20 protein-coding genes are annotated in these 17,490 nt (G+C 73.4%); 14 read left to right on the top strand and 6 right to left on the bottom strand.

Annotation, left to right across the window (positions count from 1 at the left end; genetic code table 11):
• Nucleotides 1–3: 3 nt before the first annotated feature.
• Entirely contained in the window at nucleotides 4–1,584 is a 1,581-nt protein-coding gene (locus Aeryth_RS16260) for a bifunctional NAD(P)/FAD-dependent oxidoreductase/class I SAM-dependent methyltransferase (RefSeq protein ID WP_067860798.1), read from the bottom strand.
• 136 nt (nucleotides 1,585–1,720) lie between these two features.
• Between Aeryth_RS16260 and Aeryth_RS16255 the strand changes: the two genes are divergently transcribed.
• The 5 genes from Aeryth_RS16255 to Aeryth_RS16235 are packed head-to-tail and all read left to right on the top strand — an operon-like array spanning nucleotide 1,721 to nucleotide 4,857.
• Complete coding sequence (locus tag Aeryth_RS16255; RefSeq protein WP_067860796.1) at nucleotides 1,721–2,017, top strand: SAV_915 family protein; 297 nt, start codon at nucleotides 1,721–1,723, stop codon at nucleotides 2,015–2,017.
• The gene (locus Aeryth_RS16250; RefSeq protein ID WP_067860794.1) at nucleotides 2,014–2,322 is read left to right on the top strand and encodes a hypothetical protein; all 309 of its coding nucleotides are present in this window, start codon (nucleotides 2,014–2,016) and stop codon (nucleotides 2,320–2,322) included. The genes Aeryth_RS16255 and Aeryth_RS16250 overlap by 4 nt, the downstream gene beginning before the upstream one ends.
• Entirely contained in the window at nucleotides 2,319–3,482 is a 1,164-nt protein-coding gene (locus tag Aeryth_RS16245) for a WXG100 family type VII secretion target (RefSeq protein WP_067860792.1), read from the top strand. The genes Aeryth_RS16250 and Aeryth_RS16245 overlap by 4 nt, the downstream gene beginning before the upstream one ends.
• A gap of 56 nt (nucleotides 3,483–3,538) precedes the next feature.
• On the top strand, nucleotides 3,539–4,288 hold the full coding sequence (locus Aeryth_RS16240) for a hypothetical protein (RefSeq protein ID WP_144433832.1): 750 nt from the start codon (nucleotides 3,539–3,541) through the stop codon (nucleotides 4,286–4,288).
• Nucleotides 4,285–4,857 (top strand): helix-turn-helix domain-containing protein, encoded by a 573-nt coding sequence (locus Aeryth_RS16235; RefSeq protein WP_067860788.1) that lies wholly within the window; start codon nucleotides 4,285–4,287, stop codon nucleotides 4,855–4,857. Before Aeryth_RS16240 ends, Aeryth_RS16235 begins: the two co-directional genes overlap by 4 nt.
• A 132-nt stretch (nucleotides 4,858–4,989) precedes the next feature.
• Here the strand turns inward: Aeryth_RS16235 and Aeryth_RS16230 are convergent, their stop codons facing one another.
• Nucleotides 4,990–6,021, bottom strand: a complete 1,032-nt coding sequence (locus Aeryth_RS16230; protein WP_083516515.1) for an EamA family transporter — start codon at nucleotides 6,019–6,021, stop codon at nucleotides 4,990–4,992.
• A 39-nt stretch (nucleotides 6,022–6,060) separates the two neighbouring features.
• Between Aeryth_RS16230 and Aeryth_RS16225 the strand changes: the two genes are divergently transcribed.
• Together Aeryth_RS16225 and Aeryth_RS16220 are read left to right on the top strand one after the other, a co-directional pair.
• Nucleotides 6,061–6,606 carry a CGNR zinc finger domain-containing protein gene (locus Aeryth_RS16225; RefSeq protein ID WP_067860786.1) on the top strand — a complete coding sequence of 182 codons (546 nt, stop codon included), beginning with the start codon at nucleotides 6,061–6,063 and terminating at the stop codon, nucleotides 6,604–6,606.
• Complete coding sequence (locus Aeryth_RS16220) at nucleotides 6,603–7,223, top strand: GyrI-like domain-containing protein (RefSeq protein ID WP_067860784.1); 621 nt, start codon at nucleotides 6,603–6,605, stop codon at nucleotides 7,221–7,223. The genes Aeryth_RS16225 and Aeryth_RS16220 overlap by 4 nt, the downstream gene beginning before the upstream one ends.
• Before the next feature lie 147 nt (nucleotides 7,224–7,370).
• Here Aeryth_RS16220 and Aeryth_RS16215 read toward each other — a convergent pair whose 3' ends face one another.
• A complete protein-coding gene (locus Aeryth_RS16215) occupies nucleotides 7,371–8,057 on the bottom strand; it encodes an EcsC family protein (protein WP_067860782.1) in 687 nt (228 codons plus the stop codon).
• 66 nt (nucleotides 8,058–8,123) lie between these two features.
• Here Aeryth_RS16215 and Aeryth_RS16210 point away from each other — a divergent pair, with 66 nt between their 5' ends.
• The 3 genes from Aeryth_RS16210 to Aeryth_RS16200 all read left to right on the top strand — a co-directional run bounded on the left by Aeryth_RS16210 (nucleotide 8,124) and on the right by Aeryth_RS16200 (nucleotide 10,132).
• Nucleotides 8,124–9,083: a phosphotransferase family protein gene (locus Aeryth_RS16210; protein ID WP_067860780.1), complete on the top strand. Its 960-nt coding sequence runs from the start codon at nucleotides 8,124–8,126 to the stop codon at nucleotides 9,081–9,083.
• A gap of 1 nt (nucleotide 9,084) precedes the next feature.
• Nucleotides 9,085–9,774 (top strand): leucyl/phenylalanyl-tRNA--protein transferase, encoded by a 690-nt coding sequence (gene aat / locus Aeryth_RS16205; RefSeq protein WP_067860778.1) that lies wholly within the window; start codon nucleotides 9,085–9,087, stop codon nucleotides 9,772–9,774.
• 79 nt (nucleotides 9,775–9,853) lie between these two features.
• On the top strand, nucleotides 9,854–10,132 hold the full coding sequence (locus Aeryth_RS16200; protein ID WP_067860776.1) for an HU family DNA-binding protein: 279 nt from the start codon (nucleotides 9,854–9,856) through the stop codon (nucleotides 10,130–10,132).
• A 72-nt stretch (nucleotides 10,133–10,204) separates the two neighbouring features.
• On the opposite strand, the gene Aeryth_RS16195 is transcribed toward Aeryth_RS16200, so the two are convergent.
• Nucleotides 10,205–10,513, bottom strand: a complete 309-nt coding sequence (locus Aeryth_RS16195; protein WP_067860774.1) for a rhodanese-like domain-containing protein — start codon at nucleotides 10,511–10,513, stop codon at nucleotides 10,205–10,207.
• Nucleotides 10,514–10,628: 115 nt separating this feature from the next.
• Between Aeryth_RS16195 and Aeryth_RS16190 the strand changes: the two genes are divergently transcribed.
• The 4 genes from Aeryth_RS16190 (at nucleotide 10,629) to Aeryth_RS16175 (ending at nucleotide 14,110) form a co-directional block, all read left to right on the top strand.
• Complete coding sequence (locus Aeryth_RS16190) at nucleotides 10,629–11,072, top strand: ATP-binding protein (protein ID WP_067860772.1); 444 nt, start codon at nucleotides 10,629–10,631, stop codon at nucleotides 11,070–11,072.
• Between the two features lie 64 nt (nucleotides 11,073–11,136).
• Nucleotides 11,137–11,982 (top strand): DUF5926 family protein, encoded by an 846-nt coding sequence (locus Aeryth_RS16185; protein WP_067860770.1) that lies wholly within the window; start codon nucleotides 11,137–11,139, stop codon nucleotides 11,980–11,982.
• A gap of 117 nt (nucleotides 11,983–12,099) precedes the next feature.
• Nucleotides 12,100–13,578, top strand: coding sequence for a purine-cytosine permease family protein (locus Aeryth_RS16180; RefSeq protein ID WP_067860768.1), 1,479 nt, complete (start codon nucleotides 12,100–12,102; stop codon nucleotides 13,576–13,578).
• A gap of 10 nt (nucleotides 13,579–13,588) precedes the next feature.
• Complete coding sequence (locus tag Aeryth_RS16175; protein WP_067861956.1) at nucleotides 13,589–14,110, top strand: cysteine hydrolase family protein; 522 nt, start codon at nucleotides 13,589–13,591, stop codon at nucleotides 14,108–14,110.
• 241 nt (nucleotides 14,111–14,351) lie between these two features.
• Here the strand turns inward: Aeryth_RS16175 and Aeryth_RS16170 are convergent, their stop codons facing one another.
• Both Aeryth_RS16170 and glgB read right to left on the bottom strand, forming a co-directional pair.
• Nucleotides 14,352–15,536, bottom strand: coding sequence for an arginine deiminase (locus Aeryth_RS16170; RefSeq protein ID WP_067860766.1), 1,185 nt, complete (start codon nucleotides 15,534–15,536; stop codon nucleotides 14,352–14,354).
• A 10-nt stretch (nucleotides 15,537–15,546) separates the two neighbouring features.
• Nucleotides 15,547–17,490 carry a 1,4-alpha-glucan branching protein GlgB gene (gene glgB, locus Aeryth_RS16165; RefSeq protein ID WP_083516513.1) on the bottom strand — a complete coding sequence of 648 codons (1,944 nt, stop codon included), beginning with the start codon at nucleotides 17,488–17,490 and terminating at the stop codon, nucleotides 15,547–15,549.

The raw sequence follows: 17,490 nt of genomic DNA, 5'->3' as shown, positions 1-17,490 counted from the left end.
GGGTCAGCGGCGGGTGGCGACGAGGATGCTGTCGCGCACGACGTGGGCGCCCATGCCGGTGTGGGTGCGCTCGACGACCTCGGCGCGCGCGTCCCACGTCTCGTCGAGCGCGGGCAGCAGAGCCTCGGGCTCGAAGAGGTCGTCGCGTGCCCTGACGCCCGCCGGCACGTCGCCCGGGTGGTGCCCGACGACGAGCAGCGTGCCGCCGGGTGCCACGGCCGACGCGAGCCGGCGCACGACGTCGAGCATCGGCTCCGGAGGCAGGTGGAGGTAGTGCGCCGTGACGAGGTCCCACCGCTCGTCGCCCGGCTCCCACGTGCGGACGTCGCCGACGCGGAACGACGTCCGCTCGCCCACCCCGGCGTCGTGCGCGTGCTGTCGTGCGCGGTCGAGCCCGGTGGGCGAGAAGTCCATGCCGGTGACCTCCCAGCCGTGCTGCGCGAGCCAGATGACGTCGCCGCCCTCGCCGCAGCCGACGTCGATCGCGCGACCCGGCTCCAGCGCCTCCGCCTTCGCCGGCACCTGCGGGTTGACCCGGCCGCTCCAGACGGCCGACGGGGAGCCGTAGCGCTCCTCCCACGCCTCGGGCTCGCGCATCGCCTCGCGGGCTCGCTCGACCGCGGCCTGGGTGTCCTCCTCCACCAGGCCCGCGTTGAGGAGCGCCCCGGCCTGCACCCCCGAGGCGGCCGCCGCCGCCACCGTGGCCATGGGCGCCGACGCGTTGCCGACCGCCAGCACGCCGGGCACCGGCGTCACGCCGTTCGCGTCGGCCACGAGCCCGACGGCGAGGGTGGTGCCGTGCATCTCCATCGGCCGGGTCGGCACGCCGAGCAGGTCGGCGACCTCGGTCCGGGCGCGGGGGAACGACTGCACGGCCAGCGCGTCGAGCTCGACGGTGGTGCCGTCGGCCAGGCGCACGCCGACGAGCCGGTCGTCGTCGACCAGCACCTCCTCGACGCGCCCCTCCACGACCACCTGGCCGCGTGCGCGCAGCGGCTCGCGCTCGCCGTGCCCCAGCGCGACGTCGTGCGCGAGCACCATGAGCCGGTCGGTGAGCTGCCCGAACAGACCGGCCTGGTGCAGGCCCATCGGACTGCCGAGCAGCACGCCGACGCGCTGGTCGCGCACCTCCCACCCGTGGCAGTAGGGGCAGTGCAGCACGTCGCGTCCCCAGCGGTCGGCGAGGCCGGGCACGTCGGGCAGCTCGTCGACCACACCGGTCGCGAGCACGACACGACGCGCGAGGAAGCGGGTGCCGTCGTCGAGCGTCAGGCCGAAGCTCGGCACGTCGCCGGGCAGCGCCTCCGCGTCGACGACCCGACCGGCGACGACCGTCGCGCCGTACGACTCGACCTCCTCGCGACCGAGCCGCGCGAGCTCGAGCGGCGGCGTGCCCTCGCGCCCGAGGTAGTTGTGCATGTGGTCCGCGGGGGCGTTGCGCTGCTCGCCGGCGTCGACCACCACGACGGATCGGCGGGAGCGGGCGAGCACCAGCGCGGTGCTCAGCCCGGCGGCGCCTCCTCCCACCACGACGACGTCGACGGGGGTGCCGGAGGAACGGGGAACCTCGATGTTCGTGCTCATGGGTCGAGCATGCGCTCCGTTGCGTTCAGACGACAAAGAACTTTGCTGTTCTGGCAACCTCGGGGCGCTGCAGCGTCTGGCACGATGGGTTCACGACTTCGGTGCTGCGTGAGCGGCCACACCCTGGGGGGAAGACATGACCGACCAGCCAGATGGACGCCGGCAGATTCCGCCGGTGCTGTACCTGCCTTGCCGTCCGACCATCCCGGGCGAGTCCCCGCAGGTCGAGCTCCGCACCCTCGAGGACGGTCGGCTCGCCCTCCTCGCATACACCGCGCTCGACCGCTTGGCGCGCTGCTGCGGGGACCACCAGCCCTGGACGCTGATGGAGACCGGCCACCTCTCCACCCTGCGTGAGCAGGCGCGTTACGACGTCGTGCTGCTCGATCAGGAGCTGCCCGCCGAGGTCCGGCACACCGGAGGTTCCTTGTGAGCGACCTGCGGATCGAGCCCGGTGCCGGCGAGGCGATCCGCGACCTCCACCTCGAGGGAGCCGAGCTGATCGAGGGTACGGGGGAGTCGGCGCCCGGCACCGTCGACGCCGGTCCCGGGTCCTCGGCGATCTCGGCGATCCTGTCGAACGTCATGTCCGAGGCGAGCGACCTCGCGGCCGTCCACCGGGCCGTCGCGACCGTGATGGGCCAGGTCGTCGACCAGTACGACGCCACCGACGAATCCATCCGCGACGCCTTCGACCAGGTCACGCGCGGGCTCCCTGCCGACGAGGGCGGACGATGATCGAGACGAAGCTGGAGGGGGACCCGGCGGCGGTCCGTGCCGCCGCCACGTGGGTCTCGGACACCCTGCGCGCGAAGGTCGGCGAGGCGGGCGAGCGGGGCACCTCGGCCCGGCAGCGCGCCGGTCGCGACTGGGAAGGAGACGCCGCCGAGGCCTACCGTGACGTCGCGAGCCAGGTGATCGACGCCGGTGACGAGCAGGAGGAGCACCTCGGTCGCGTGGCGGAGAAGTTCCGCACCTACGCCGTCAAGCTGACGCACGCCCAAGAGCACATGGCCGATCGCCGTGCCGAGGCCACGGAGGGCGGGCTCACCGTGGCCGGCACCGTCATCCAGACCCCGCCGGAGCCGCAACGTCCCGCCGACCTGCCCGCCGGGTCGACGGAGGCGGAGCGCACCGCGTGGGACGCGGAGGGCGACCGGTTCGAGCAGGCGAACGACAAGGTCGAGCTCTACAACCGGCTGCTGGGGGAGGTCGAGCAGGAGCGCACCACCCTCGATGAGTGGATCGACGCGAACCTCACCCACATCGCGACGGCCGACGACCCGACTCTGCTGTCCTACCTCGTCAAGCAGCTGCAGAAGCTGCCCGCCACGGCCATGCTCTTCACGATCGACCTGCGCAAGGGTCGGCTCGAGGAGCTGGCGAACCATCACGGCAGCGAGGCGGCACGCCTGCGTCGCGAGGCGGCCGAGGCGCGCCGTGCGCAGCGCTCCGGCAACCCCGCCCGACGCGCGGCGGGCGACGCCGTGGACGTCCGCGGCAACCGTCAGGCCGCGCGGGGCCTGGACGCGCTCGCCGAGGGGTCGGAGCGGATCGCCCGGCGACTCCCCATCGTCGGGGGGCTGCTCACCGTCGGCCTCGCGGGCAACGACATCGCCAACGGCGACTCGCCCGGTCAGGTCATCTCCAGCGAGGTGCTCGCGACGGGGGCCGGCATCGCCGCCGGGGCCATCGCGGTCACGGCAGGTGCTCCCGTCCTGGCCGTCGCCGCGGTCGGCACCGTCGCGGCCGTCGGCGTCGGCATGCTGGCGGAGTACGCCTGGGACCACTGGGTCCCCGAGGACGTCACCGAGGCGATCGACGAGGGTCTGCGCGACTTCGGCGAGGGCGTGAAGGACACGGCGAGCGACGTGTGGGACGCGGTGACCCCGTGGTGAGCGGCGCGGAGGCGCGGCCGTCGTCGCCGAGACCGCCGGTGGGCCAGGTGCTCGGCATGGGTGCGGCCGCTGTGCTGCTCGGGCCGGCCCTCCTCGCGGCGTCGGTGCTGCTGCTCACCCGTGGCGACCTGCTCCTCGCCCTGGCCGGTGCCGCCATGGCGGCGACCGCCGTCCTCGCGGTCGGATACCTGCTGCGCTTCCTCGCCACGCCGCGAGGCGCCCACGCGTCGACGCTCGTCGACGCCGCCACCGTGCTCCCGGAGTCGCGCCTGGCGCGGTTCCTCGCGTGGGGCACCACCGGGGCCGCCGTGCTCTTCAGCGCCCTCCTGGTCCTCTCGGCGGTCGCGGGGTCGGGCTCGACGGGGCCGTCGGTCGGGCTCGTCGGTGCGGCGGTCGTGCTGGTCCTCGCCGTGCCGACCGTGGTCGCCGTGCTTGCAGGTCGCCGCCCTCGGGGCGCCCTGGTGCTCACCCCCGACACCGTCCGGTTGCGCACCTGGAGCTCCGAGCGCGAGATCGCGTGGGACGACGTCGTCGAGGTGGTTGCGCTGCGGCAGCCGCGTCGTACGCTCGTCGTCTACGCACGCACGGCGGACCAGGTGCGGGTGCTGCGCGCCCCGACCGGGTTCGGCGAGCAGCAGGCACGACCGATCCCGGAGGCCGAGAGGGCGCTGGCGATCTCGTTCCCGCACCTGAGCGGCGACCCGGCCGTCCTCATCGCCGCGCTCGACCACTGGCGTCGTGTTCGCCGTGGCCGTGCCGAGCTCGGCACCGAGGCGTCGCTGCGTCGACTGGAGCCCGGCGCATGACCGCACCCTCCGACCTCGGCGAGGTGCTGGCGGGCGTCGGGCCTCGGCTGCGGCAGCTGCGCCTGGAGCGCGACGCGACCCTCGCCGACGTCGCGGAGCAGACCGGCATCTCGGTGAGCACCTTGTCGCGACTGGAGTCGGGGCAGCGCAGGCCGACCCTGGAGCTGCTGCTGCCGCTCGCTGCCGCGCACGGTGTCGCACTCGACGAGCTCGTCGACGCGCCCGAGACCGGCGACCCTCGCGTGCGGGCGCGCCCGGTGGTGCGGCACGGTCGCACGTTCGTGCCGTTGACGCGACGTCCGGGCGGGCTGCAGTCGTACAAGATCGTCATGCCGGTGGAGGCCGACGCTGAGCCGAGCCTGCGCACGCACGACGGCTACGAGTGGATGTACGTCCTCTCGGGTCAGGTGCGTCTGGTCCTGGGCTCGCGCGACCTGACGATCGGGCCCGGCGAGGTCGTCGAGTTCGACACCCGCACCCCGCACTGGGTGAGCAACCCCGGCCCCCACCCCACCGAGGTGCTCGCCATCTTCGGCCCCCAGGGCGAGCGGATGCACGTCCGCACCTGACCCCGCCTCCACTGCGCGTTTGCGTGGGGCCCCACCCAAGCGTGCAGATTCGGCGCACTTTTGCGTGGGGGCGAGCCGGTTCGGGTGGGGCCCCACGCAAACGGGCGCTGCCGGTGAGGGTGGGGCGGGCGCTCAGGTCGGCGGCAGCGGCTCGACGGTGGGCGACGTCGCCCCGTGCTCCTCGACGTGCCGGGGCTCGCCGACCTTGACCAGCACGACGCCGGCCAGGACGAGCAGGCCGCCGAGGAGCTGGGCCGTGGTCGGCAGCTCGTCGAGCAGCAGCCACGCGAACAGCACGGCCATGAGCACCTCCGACAGGGCGACGAACGACGCCACGCGCGACCCGAGCCGACGTCCGGCCGCGATGCCCGTGACGTAGGCGAGCGCCGCGGTCACGACGCCCAGCAGACCGACGAGCAGCCACCAGGGGAGCGCGACGTCGCCCAGCGTCGCGTCAGCGGTCGACGCGGTCATCGGCAGCACGCCGACCAGACCGCCGAGGCCGAGGGCGGCGCTGCCGACGAGCAGGCCGCCGCCGGCCAGCGCGACCGGCGGCAGCCCGACGCGGTCGTCGGCCGACAGCAGGAAGTAGGTCGCGGCGCCGATCGTCGCGCCGAGGGCCCACAGGACCCCGACCCCGTCGAGGGAGACCCCCGACAGCAGGCCGAGCACGAGCGCGAGACCCGCCATCGCGACGACGGCGCCGGCGACGGTGAGCCTCCCGGGGCGCTCGCCGCGGGCGACCCACAGGAACACGACGACGGCGACGGGCGCCATGTACTCGATGAGCAGCGCCACGCCGACCTGCAGCGTCTGCACGGCGTAGAAGTAGCAGAGCTGCGCGCCGGCGACGGCGAGCAGGCCGTAGAGCAGCACCGTCGGCGCGGCGCGGCGGACCAGGCTCCAGCGACCGCGCATCGCGAGGGCCGTCGGCAGCGCTACGACCGCGGCGGCGACGCCCATCCGGACGGCCGCTGCGGCGCCGGCGCTCCAGCCCGACTCCAGCAGTCCGCGGGCCAGGGACCCGGAGAGCCCGAAGGCCGAGGCCGACACCAGGGCGAACGCGAGGCCCGACGCGGTGCGTCCGCTCCCGGCGTTCGGGGAGCGTCGCGACGGCGCCGAGGCGCCCGCCAGCGATGCTGCGTCAGGAGCGTTATTGGTCATGGGTCCTGACGATAGGGGCGCATGTCGTAAGGTGTCAACATGGTCTTCGCTCATGACACCGAGGCGAACCTGCTGGCCGCCGTCGAGCTGGCGAACTCGGCCGAGGAGCCCGACACCCTCACCTCCGTGGCGGAGCTCGACGGCTACTACGAGCGGCACGGCTACACCGGCCGGCACGACCGCGACCGCGCGGAGCTCGACGAGGTACGCGCGCTGCGCGCGACCCTGCGTCGACTGATGACGGCCGAGCTCGACGAGGCCGTCGCCGTCGTCAACGACCTGCTCGCCGCGTTCCCCGCGCAGCCCCGACTCGTGAACCACGGGCCCCTCGGCTGGCACCTGCACGTCGTCGACGACGACCGGCCGCTGCACGAGCGGATCGCCCTCGAGACCGCCGTCGCGTTCAGCGAGGTGGTGACCGCCGGCGAGCTGTCCCGCTTCGCGACCTGCGCCGACGACGGCTGCGACGGCATCGTCCTCGACCTCTCTCGCAACCGCTCCCGCCGTTTCTGCAGCACCGCGTGCGGCAACCGTCACGCCGCGGCGGAGTACCGGGCGCGCCAGCGCGAGCAGGAGCAGGCGTGACCCTCGACCGCAAGCGCACCCTGACCCACTACCGCGCGCGGCGCGGGGTCTTCGACGTGCTCGAGGTGCCGCCGCTGACGTACCTGGCGGTCGACGGCCAGGGCGACCCCAACACGTCCGCCTCCTACGCCGAGGCGCTCGCCGCGCTCTACCCCGTCGCCTACGCCCTGCGGTTCGCGGGGAAGGCGCGCGGCCACGACGAGACGGTCATGCCGCTCGAGGCGCTCTGGTGGTCCGACGACATGGCCGCGTTCACGAGCGCGCGCGACAAGAGCCGCTGGAGCTGGACCACGCTCGTCCTCGCGCCCACCTGGGTCGACGACGCCGCGTTCGCCGACGCCGTCGCGACCGTGGCGCGCAGGAAGCCGGAGCTCACCGGCCTCGACCGCGTCGACCTGCGGGTGCTGCACGAGGGTCTGTGCATCCAGACGCTGCACGTCGGCCCCTACGACGACGAGGGCCCAGTGCTCGCGCGGATGCACGACGCCGAGATCCCGTCGGCAGGGCTGCGCCTCACCGGCCGCCACCACGAGGTCTACCTCGGCGACCCCCGGCGCACCGCCCCGGAGCGCCTGCGCACGATCCTGCGCCAGCCCGTCGCGCCGGTCGAGTCCTGACCCGCGGTCACCAGTCAGGCCGCTGATTCCCATGAGGTCATGGGAATCCCCCACTCACCCTCGGAATGATTCGCAGGTGAGTGAGGAAGAACCATGGTCAGATGCTGGTTCCCATCAACTGATGGGAACCAGTGACGGGCTGCGCGGCTAGGCCTGCCGCTTCGGGATGTTGCGGTCCTTCAGCTCGCGCGCGGCGTACTGGCCGATCTGCCGCGTCGACCAGCCGTCGGACCCGCCCGCGACGGCACCGCCGATGAGCGGCACGCGCCGGGCGACGAGGGTGACGGCGCGGCGGCCTACCGTGCGGGTGACCAGCTCGGCGGTGACCTCGTGGGAGATGATCCGGTCGAGCTCCGGGGAGTGCACCGGCGACGTCGCGAGCGTCATCGGCGGCGACGGCAGCTTGCCCGACTTCAGCAGGTCCTTCACCGCGTCCTCGCCGAGCATGCAGACGAGGATCGCGTTGCGCACCCGCGGGTCGGTGAGGTCGTAGCCGCGCAGCGCGGCCACCCCCGCGACCATGTGCGCCTGCACCAGCGTGACGCCGACGACGTTCGCCGGCACCGACACGGCCACCGCCGCGATGCCGCCCAGGTTCGTCACGAACCCCTGCGCGCCGGCCAGCGCCGTGTGGCGTCGCACGAGACGCGTGATCGCGGCCTCGACGTCGCCATCGGTGTCGACCAGGTGGGCGTCGGCGGCCTTGCGCGCCGACGGGAGCGGCCCGACGCCGTCGATCGCGCGGTCCAGCACCTGGCGGACGAACCCGCCTGCCACCTGGGGAGCGAACTTGTTCGTCGCCGCCACCGCGGCTCTGCCTCGAAGTCCAGCCATGCCCACAATCCTAGGGACGCGCTCGAGGTCCGCCCCCCGAACGGCGACGGGCCCTACGCTCAGCGCATGGACGAGGCGTTCAGCCGGCAGGTCACGTCGCCGGGCTGGCTTGAGGAGGCGCACGCCTGGATCCACGCCCGCGCCGAGGAGGCGGGGCACGCGCTCGCCGGCCCGATCGAGCAACGTCGGGTGCGACCGTGGTCGACGCAGCTGGTCGTGCCCACCGACCGCGGGCGCCTCTGGTTCAAGGCGAACTGCCGGTCGATGGCGTTCGAGCCGGCGCTGCACGCCCTGCTGGCCGACGTCGCGCCCGACCAGGTGGCCGCACCGCTCGCGGTCGACCCCACACAGGGGTGGATGCTCACCGCCGACCGTGGCGTGACGCTGGGCGACTCCCGCGAGCCCACCCTCGCCGACTGGCGCGGCGTCATGATCGCGACCGCGCGCCTGCAGCGTCGCCTCGTCGACCGTCGCGACGCCGTGCTCGCCACCGGCGTCCCCGACTGCTCGCCCGAGACCGTCCCGGCCCGTTTCGACGCCCTGCTCGAACGCCTCGCGACGCTGCCCGCCGAGCACCCCTCGGCCCTCGACCACGCCGGCGCCACCGCGCTCGCCGGACGTCGCGACCAGCTGCTCGAGGCCGTCGCGCGTCTCGCGTCGTCGAGCGTCCCGGTCACCGTGCAGCATGGTGACGTGCACCCCTGGAACGCCTTCGCCGACCTGCGCGTGTTCGACTTCGGCGACCTGCAGTGGGCGCACGCGCTCGAGGTCCTGAGCGTGCCCTACGGCTGGATCACGACCCGCAGCGCGCTGGCCTGGGACGACGTGCTCGCCACCTACTCCGAGATGTGGTCCGACGTCGCCGACCCGCGCGACCTCGCCGAGCTGCGCGCCGCCACGGCCTTCACGCAGCCCGTCAACCGTGCCCTGACCTGGTGGGACTCCCTCGAGGGGGCCACCGACGAGGAGTGGCGCGAGTGGGGCGAGATGCCCGCGCACCACCTGAGCCGCGTGCTGGAGGCCTGACGTGCCCGCCGTCCCGCTGCCGCCGTCCCCCTGGGAGTTCCGGCCCGAGCTGTGGCCGCGGTCCGACTGCGTCGCGGCCGGAGCCGACCTCGAGCCGTCGACGGTGGTCGAGGCCTACCGGCACGGTGCGTTCCCGATGCCGGACGAGGGCGACCTGCTGTGGTGGTCGCCGGTCGAGCGTGGCGTGCTGGAGCCGTCGGCGCTGCGGGTCTCACGGTCGCTGCGCCAGGCGGTGCGCCGGCTGACGGTCACCGTCGACACCGCGTTCGCCGAGGTGGTCGACGCGTGCGCCGACCCCCGTCGGCCCGGCGCCTGGATCGACCGCGGTATCCGCGACGCGTACGTGCGCCTGCACGAGCTCGGCTGGGCGCACTCCGTCGAGACCCGCGACGCCGACGGGACCCTCGTCGGCGGCCTGTACGGGCTCTCGGTCGGACGCCTGTTCGCGGGGGAGTCGATGTTCCACCACGCGCGCGACGCGTCGAAGGTGGCCCTGGTGGCGCTGGTCGACGCCGTCGGGCCCGAGGGGCTCGTCGACGTGCAGTGGGCGACCCCGCACCTGGAGTCGCTGGGGGTCGTGCGATGGCCCCGGGAGAGGTACCTGGGGGCGCTGCACGGACTGGTCGACGCTCCTGGACCCGACTGGGATGCCCTCCGAGGCCCGATATCACGGGCAGAAGGCACGCCGTAGGGGCCGGGGTGCACCGGAATGTCGGGGTTTCCTGCCTAGACTGCTGAGCGCACAACATCCGAACTCTCTAGGAGTCCCCGTGGCTATCTCCCGCAGCGACCTCGTCTCGGCCCTCGCCGAGAAGGCCGACACCACCAAGTCCACCGCCGACGACGTCCTCAGCGCGCTGGCCGACGTCCTCATCGACGCCGTCAGCAAGGGCGAGAAGGTCGCCATCCCCGGCATCCTCTCGGTCGAGCGCGTCTCGCGCGCCGCTCGCACGGGCCGCAACCCCGCGACCGGTGAGACCATCGACATCCCCGCCGGCTACGGCGTGAAGGTGAGCGCCGGCTCGAAGCTCAAGGCTGCCGCCAAGTGAGCTAGGCCCGTCAGCCACGGAGAGGCCCTCCGGACCACACGGTCCAGGGGGCCTTTCCGCGTCCGGGGACGCTCAGCTCTCGGTGGGTCGGCCGGCGGCCTCCCACGCGTCCATGCCACCTGCGAGGTTGACGACGTCGTGCCCCTGCTGCCCGAGCCACGCCGTGGCCCGCGCCGAGCGACCGCCGAGGTGGCAGACGACGAGCGTGCGCGCCTGCGGGTCGAGCTCGCCGACGCGCGTCGGGAGGTCGCCGAGCGGCACGTGCACGGCGCCCGGGACGTGCCCCGCGTCCCACTCGTGGGGCTCGCGGACGTCCAGCACGACGAGGTCGTCGGGCAGCGGGTCGGGCAGGTCGGCAACGGTCGTCGTGGGCACGTCCACAGGGGGCTCCTGGAAGGTCTGGCGCCCGTGCGGAGCAGGTCTCGCGCGGCGTCCGCGGCGGGAGGTGGGCCACACGGGCTGGATTATCGGCTGCTGACTGGTTACTTTGGACTATATGCACCCGGGCGGAGAACAGGTCGACGGCAACGCCGCAGCGACCACCCGTCCGTCCGCGACCGTGCGTCTGCCGTTCGAGCCGTCGACGCCGAGCATCGCCCGCACCAAGCTCGCCGGCTTCCTCACCGTGCACCGTGCCTCGTCCAGCGTCATCGACGACGCGCTCATCGTGCTGAGCGAGATGGTCGCCAACGCCGTCGCGCACGGCCAGCCGTCCGACGACGGCACGATGGAGCTGGCGTGGACGATCGACCCTGAGCGGCAGCTGCTCGAGATCAGCGTCCACGACGACGGCCAGGGCGGGTCGCTCAAGCCGATCGACTTCGACGAGGACTCCCTCAGCGGCCGCGGGCTCTCGATCATCAACCGCGTCGCCGATCGCTGGTGGGTCGACATGTCCGCCGGCACCCGCGTGGGCGCCGAGCTGCCGCTCGCCCGCTGACTCGATCGGTCAGGAGCGACCCTGCGGCCTGCCGCCGCCCGCACCTCTGGCTAGGGTGCGACCCATGGGAAAGAAGTCGCGCCGCACCAAGGCGCCGAAGCCGGCCCGCATGCCCTTCGTCGCCCGCACCTTCGAGGGGCTGCCGCACGAGGGTGACTGGATCGCGCTGCGCGAGTTCGTGCCGTCCGCGACCGCCACGGTCACGCTCACCGACGGCGAGCGGGTGCGCGTGTGCTCGCTGCTGCCCGGTGGTGGCGCCGGCATCCGTCGCCCCGACGGCGAGATCTGGCTCGGCCTGCAGGTGCTGCACAACTACGGCGACGTGAGCCGCGACCTCGCCGGCGCCATCGAGGCCGCCCGCGAGACCGAGCCCGGCAACCCGGTGCGCCTGACCGACCCGGGCTTGGGCGACCGGCTGCAGCAGATCGTCGATCCCGCGTCGTCGTTCGACGTGGAGGTGCACGACGGCTTCGACTTCTGGGTCGAGGGCACCGACGCCGAGGGCTCCGACGCGCTGGCCGCCGCCAACGAGTCCATCGCCCCCACCGAGCGGCTGACGTCGGTCGAGGCGGCCTACTGGGTGCGCATGGGCGACAAGCGCTACCTGCGCTGGGTCGTCACGCAGAGCGAGGCCACGGTGCTCGACGGTTTCGCCCGTCTCGCGGCCGCCGGCGAGGAGACCCTCGGCGAGGGCACGAAGCTCATCGGCATGTTCCGCGCCCACGGGCTGCTGGTGCCGGTGTGGGAGATGGACCCCGCCGTCGTCGACGACGGCGCGGCCGCGCTCGAGGAGCCCGTCGCGGCCCTCGCCCAGCGGCTGGAGGCTGCGATCGCCGACGACGCGCCCCTCACCCAGGAGCAGCGCAACGCCCGCGCCAACCTCACCAGCCGTCAGCTCACCATCCGGTGACCCCGGCCCGTTTGCGTGGGGCCCCACGCAAACGGGCTCGCCCCCACGCAACGGTGCGCATGATCCGCACGTTTGCGTGGGGGAGACGCGCCGCCCCCGACGTGGGACGCTGACCCCATGAGCGAGCTGGACGCGGTCCGACGGGCCGGCATCGAGGTCACGGGCATCGAGATCGTCGACGAGGCGGAGCGCACCGCGAAGCCGTCCGACCTCTTCTGGCCGTGGTTCGCCGCGAACGTGTCGGTGTTCGGCATCTCCTACGGCAGCTTCGTGCTCGGCTTCGGGCTCTCGCTGACGCAGGCGGTGCTCGTGACCGTCCTCGGCGTCGTGGTGTCGTTCGCGGCCTGCGGCCTCGTCGCGATCGCCGGCAAGCGCGGCTCGGCGCCGACGATGATCCTCAGCCGCGCACCGTTCGGCGTCGTCGGCCAGAAGCTGCCCGGCGTCTTCAGCTGGCTGATCTCGATCGGCTGGGAGACGTTCCTGGCCATCACCGCGACCCTGGCCACCGCCACGGTCCTGCGCGAGCTCGGCTGGGGTGGCGGCACCGCCACGAAGGTCGTCGCCTGCGCCGTCATCGCCGCCCTGATCGTCGCCGCGTCGGTCGCCGGGTACCACGTGATCATGCGGATGCAGTCGGTGCTGACCTGGCTCACCGGCGCCGCCACCATCGGCTACATCCTGCTCACGTTCGACCAGATCGACCTCGACCGCGTCACGTCGCTGCCCGGCGGGTCCGGCCAGGCCGTGGTCGGGGCGTTCGTCATGGTGATGACCGGGTTCGGCTTCGGCTGGATCAACATCGCCGCGGACTGGTCGCGGTACCAGCGGCGCGACACGTCGGGCGCGCAGATCGTCGCGTGGAACACGCTGGCCGGGGCGCTCGCACCTGTCGTGCTCGTGGTCTACGGCATCCTGCTCGCGGGCTCGTCGGACACCCTCAGCGCGGGGATCGTGAACGACCCCGTCGGCACGCTCGCGTCGGTCCTGCCGACCTGGTTCCTCGTGCCGTTCCTCGTCGCGTCGGTGCTGGCGCTCGTGTCGGGCGCCGTGCTCGGCATCTACTCCTCCGGGCTGACGCTCCTCAGCCTCGGCGTGCGCATCCCGCGCCCGGCGGCGGCGCTCGTCGACGGCGTCATCCTGACGGCCGGGACGGTGTACGTCGTGTTCGTCGCGCAGACGTTCCTCGGGCCGTTCCAGAGCTTCCTCATCACGCTCGGCGTCCCCGTCGCCGCGTGGGCCGGCATCATGATCGGCGACATCGCCCTGCGGCGTCGCGACTACGACGAGGCGGCGCTGTTCGACGCGTCGGGACGCTACGGCGCGGTCGCGTGGACGTCGGTGGCGACGATGGTCGTCGCGTCGGTCGTGGGCTGGGGCCTCGTCGTCAACCAGATCTCCGGGACCGCGTGGAACGACTGGCAGGGCTACCTGATCGAGCCGTTCGGGCTCGGCACCCGCCTGCCCGACGGTGCCGGCTGGGACGGGGCGTGGCCGTACGCGAACCTCGGCGTGCTGGCCGCGTTCGCGATCGGGCTGCTCGTCACCCTCGTCGCGCGACGGTCGGCCGTGCGTCGCCAGGAGGCCGGTGCCGCGTGAGGGTCGGCGCATGACGCAGACCTGGCTGGTGGTCGTCGACCCGCAGCGGGTCTTCGCCGACGTCGGCTCGCCGTGGGGGTCGCCGATGTTCGCGGCGACCCTCGAGCCGGTGCGCGCGCTGGCGGCGACGCTGCCGACGATCGTCACGCGCTGGGTACCCGCGCCCGACGCCGAGCGAGTCGGGTCGTGGCACGCGTACTTCGACGCGTGGCCGTTCGCCGACCGACCGGCCGACGACCCGATGTTCGAGGTCGTCCCCGAGCTGGCCGACGTCGCGGCCGCGGCGACCGTGGTCGACGCGCCGACGTTCGGCAAGTGGGACGTCGTGCGGACGGTGACGGGCGAGGCGCCCGACCTCGTCGTCGCCGGCGTCTCGACCGACTGCTGCGTCCTGTCGACCGTGCTCGCCGCCGCCGACGCGGGAGCGACCGTGCGGGTGGCCGTCGACGGGTGCGCCGGCTCGACGCCCGAGAACCACCGTCGCGCCCTCGACGCCATGGCCCTCTACGCGCCCCAGGTCACCCTCGCCTGACCCGCCGTTGACGTGGGGCCCCACGTAAACCGGCTCTGCCCCACGCAAACATGCGCCGGGAGTGCGCGTTTGGGTGGGGCCCCACGTGAACCGGCTCTGCCCCACGCAAACATGCGCCGGAAGTGCGCGTTTGGGTGGGGCCCCACGTAAACCGGCTCCGCCCCACGCAAACATGCGCCGGAAGTGCGCGTTTGGGTTGGGCCCCACGTAAACGCGCAAGCGCGGCGCGGGGGGAGGGGGGTCAGTCGCGGAGGACGGGGCAGGACATGCAGCGGGGGCCGCCGCGGCCGGAGCCGAGCTCGGAGCCGCTGATGGCCACGACCTCGATGCCGTGCTCCTCGAGGCGGGCGTTGGTCTGCTCGTTGCGCTCGTAGGCGACGGCGAGGCGGGCGTCGATGGCGAGGGTGTTGTTGCCGTCGTCCCACTGCTCGCGCTCGGCGGTCACGGGGTCGAGACCGGTGTCGATGCGGTGCAGCCGTTCGATGCCCATCGCGTCGGCCGCGGCGTCGAAGAACGACCGCTCCGGCGCCACCGCGAGCGAGCCGTCCGCGTCGAGCGTGACCGCCAGCGCCCGCAGCTGGTCGGCCATGTTGGGGTAGATGACGACGGTGTCGACGTCGACCATCGTGACGATCGTGTCGAGGTGCATCGTGGCGCGCTCCTGGGCGATCGGCACCGCCAGCACCGACTCGGCTAGACCGGCACGCAGTGCGGTGGACGCGAACCGCTCGAACCCGGCCGGCGTGGTCCGCTCCCCGACGCCGACCGCGACGACACCGGGTGCGAGCAGCAGCACGTCGCCGCCCTCGAGGTGCTCCAGGTGCGGACCGTGGACGCGCTCGACGCCCGCGAAGCGCGGATGGTGGGCGTACACGAGACCGGTCAGCTGGGTCTCGCGGACGCGCGCCGGCATCGCCAGGCTCGTGACGGCCACCCGGTCGGGCAGCCACACGGAGGAGTCGCGCGTGAAGAGCAGGTTGGGCAGCGGGTCGACGAGGAAGTCGTCGGGGCGCAGCAGGCTCGTGACGATGCTGCGGTGCGCGACCTCGTCGTTGCGCAGGCCCGCCGTCACGACCGCGGCGAGGTCGGCGGGGGCGAGGTCGGACAGCGTGGCCACCAGGTAGCGACGCAGGCTGTCGCCGAGGTGCAGCGTCGACGTCGTGCTCTCGACGATCTCGGCCCGGGCGTCGGCCTGCTCGAGCGTCTCCGTGAGCAGCTCGACGAGGTACAGCACCTCGACGTCGTGGTCGCGCAGCGCCTGGGCGAACGCGTCGTGCTCGTCCTGGGCGCGCCCCAGCCAGGGGATGCCGTCGAACAGCAGTGAGTCGTTGTTGCGCGGCGTCAGCCGCGCGAGCTCCTGGCCCGGCCGGTGCAGCAGCACCGTCCGCAGGCGGCCCACCTCGCTCGAGGCACCCCACGTCGTCATGGGGCCCACCCTAGGTGGCGTCGGGCTCCAGCCAGAGCACCCCGGCCGGGGGGAGCTGGACGAGGGCCGACGCCGCGAACCCGTGGTGCGGGATCCCCTCGGCCTCGACCGAGCCCAGGTTGCCGACGCCCGAGCCGCCGTACGCCTGCGCGTCGGTGTTCAGCACCTCGCGCCACCGGCCCAGCAGCGGCAGCCCGACGCGGTAGTCGTGGTGCGGCGCGCCGGAGAAGTTCGCCAGGCACGCCAGCTGCGACCCGTCGCTGCCGATCCGCAGGAAGCACACGACGTTGCCCGCGACGTCGGACGCGTCGATCCAGCGGAACCCGTCGGGGGTGGTGTCGGCGGTGTGGAGCGCCGGCGTCGCGCGGTACGTCTGGTTCAGGTCGGCGACCAGCTCGAGGACGCCCGCGTGCAGCGGGTCGCGCAGCTCGTCCCAGTCGAGCCCGCGGGCCTCGGCCCACTCGCCCTCCTGCCCGAACTCACCGCCCATGAACAGCATCTGCTTGCCGGGGTGGGCCCACATGAACGCCAGCAGGGCGCGCACGCCGGCTGCCTTGTTCCACGCGTCGCCCGGCATCCGGCCCCACAGCGAGCCCTTGCCGTGCACGACCTCGTCGTGCGACAGCGGCAGCACGAAGTTCTCGGTCCAGGCGTAGTCGATCGCGAACGTCATCTCCCCGTGGTGGTACGAGCGGTGCACGGGGTCGTGGCCGAGGTAGGAGAGCGTGTCGTGCATCCAACCCATGTTCCACTTGAAGCCGAACCCGAGACCGCCCGCGTCGGTGGGGGCGCTGACGCCGGGCCAGGCCGTCGACTCCTCGGCCACCATCATCACGCCGGGGTGGTGCTTGTAGACCGTCGCGTTGAGCTCCTGGAGCAGCTGCACGGCCTCGAGGTTCTCGCGGCCGCCGTGCTTGTTGGGCACCCACTCGCCGTCGTTGCGGGAGTAGTCGAGGTAGAGCATCGACGCGACGGCGTCGACGCGCAGGCCGTCGAGGTGGAACTCCTCGAGCCAGAACAGCGCGTTGGCGACGAGGAAGTTGCGCACCTCCGGGCGCCCGAAGTCGAACACGTAGGTGCCCCAGTCGGGCTGCTCGCCGCGGCGCGGGTCGGGGTGCTCGTAGAGCGCGGTGCCGTCGAAGCGGGCCAGGGCCCACTCGTCCTTCGGGAAGTGCGCGGGCACCCAGTCGACGATGACGCCGAGGCCGCGCTGGTGCAGCTCGTCGACGAACCAGCGGAAGTCGTCGGGGGAGCCGAACCGCGACGTCGGCGCGTAGTACGACGTGACCTGGTAGCCCCAGGAGCCGCCGAAGGGGTGCTCGGCGACGGGCAGCAGCTCGACGTGGGTGAAGCCCATCTCGAGGAGGTAGTCGCCCAGCTCCTCGGCGAGCTCGCGGTACGTCAGCCCGGGACGCCACGACCCGAGGTGCACCTCGTAGATGCTCACGGGGGCCTCGGCCCAGCGGGTCGCGTCGCGCTGCTCGACCCAGGCGTCGTCGCGCCAGCGGTGCGTCGGTTCGACGACGACCGACGCCGTCGCGGGCGGCACCTCGGTGCCGAAGGCGAGCGGGTCGATCTTCTCGTGCCAGGCGCCGTCGGCGCCCTCGACCCGGAACTTGTAGCGCGCGCCGGCGCCGACGCCCGGGACGAAGAGGTCCCAGACGCCCGGTCCGCCGAGCGGTCGCATGGCGTGCGCGCCGCCGTCCCAGCCGTTGAAGTCGCCGACGACCTGCACGCTGCGGGCGTTCGGGGCCCAGAGCGCGAACGAGGTGCCCTCGACGGGTCCGTCGGTGCCGTCGTGGGTGCGGACGTGGGCGCCCAGCACGTCCCAGAGCCGCTCGTGGCGACCCTCGCCGATGAGGTGCAGGTCGAGCTCGCCGACCGCGACGGGCCAGCCGTCCGCCGGCTCGGCGCTCGCGGACGCGCTGGGGGTGGGGGTGTCCTCGGACGTCAT

This window comes from Aeromicrobium erythreum, assembly GCF_001509405.1.
Lineage (GTDB): Bacteria > Actinomycetota > Actinomycetes > Propionibacteriales > Nocardioidaceae > Aeromicrobium > Aeromicrobium erythreum.
The sequence above is the reverse complement of the archived record's forward strand: the minus strand, read 5'-3'. Positions and strand labels throughout refer to the sequence as shown.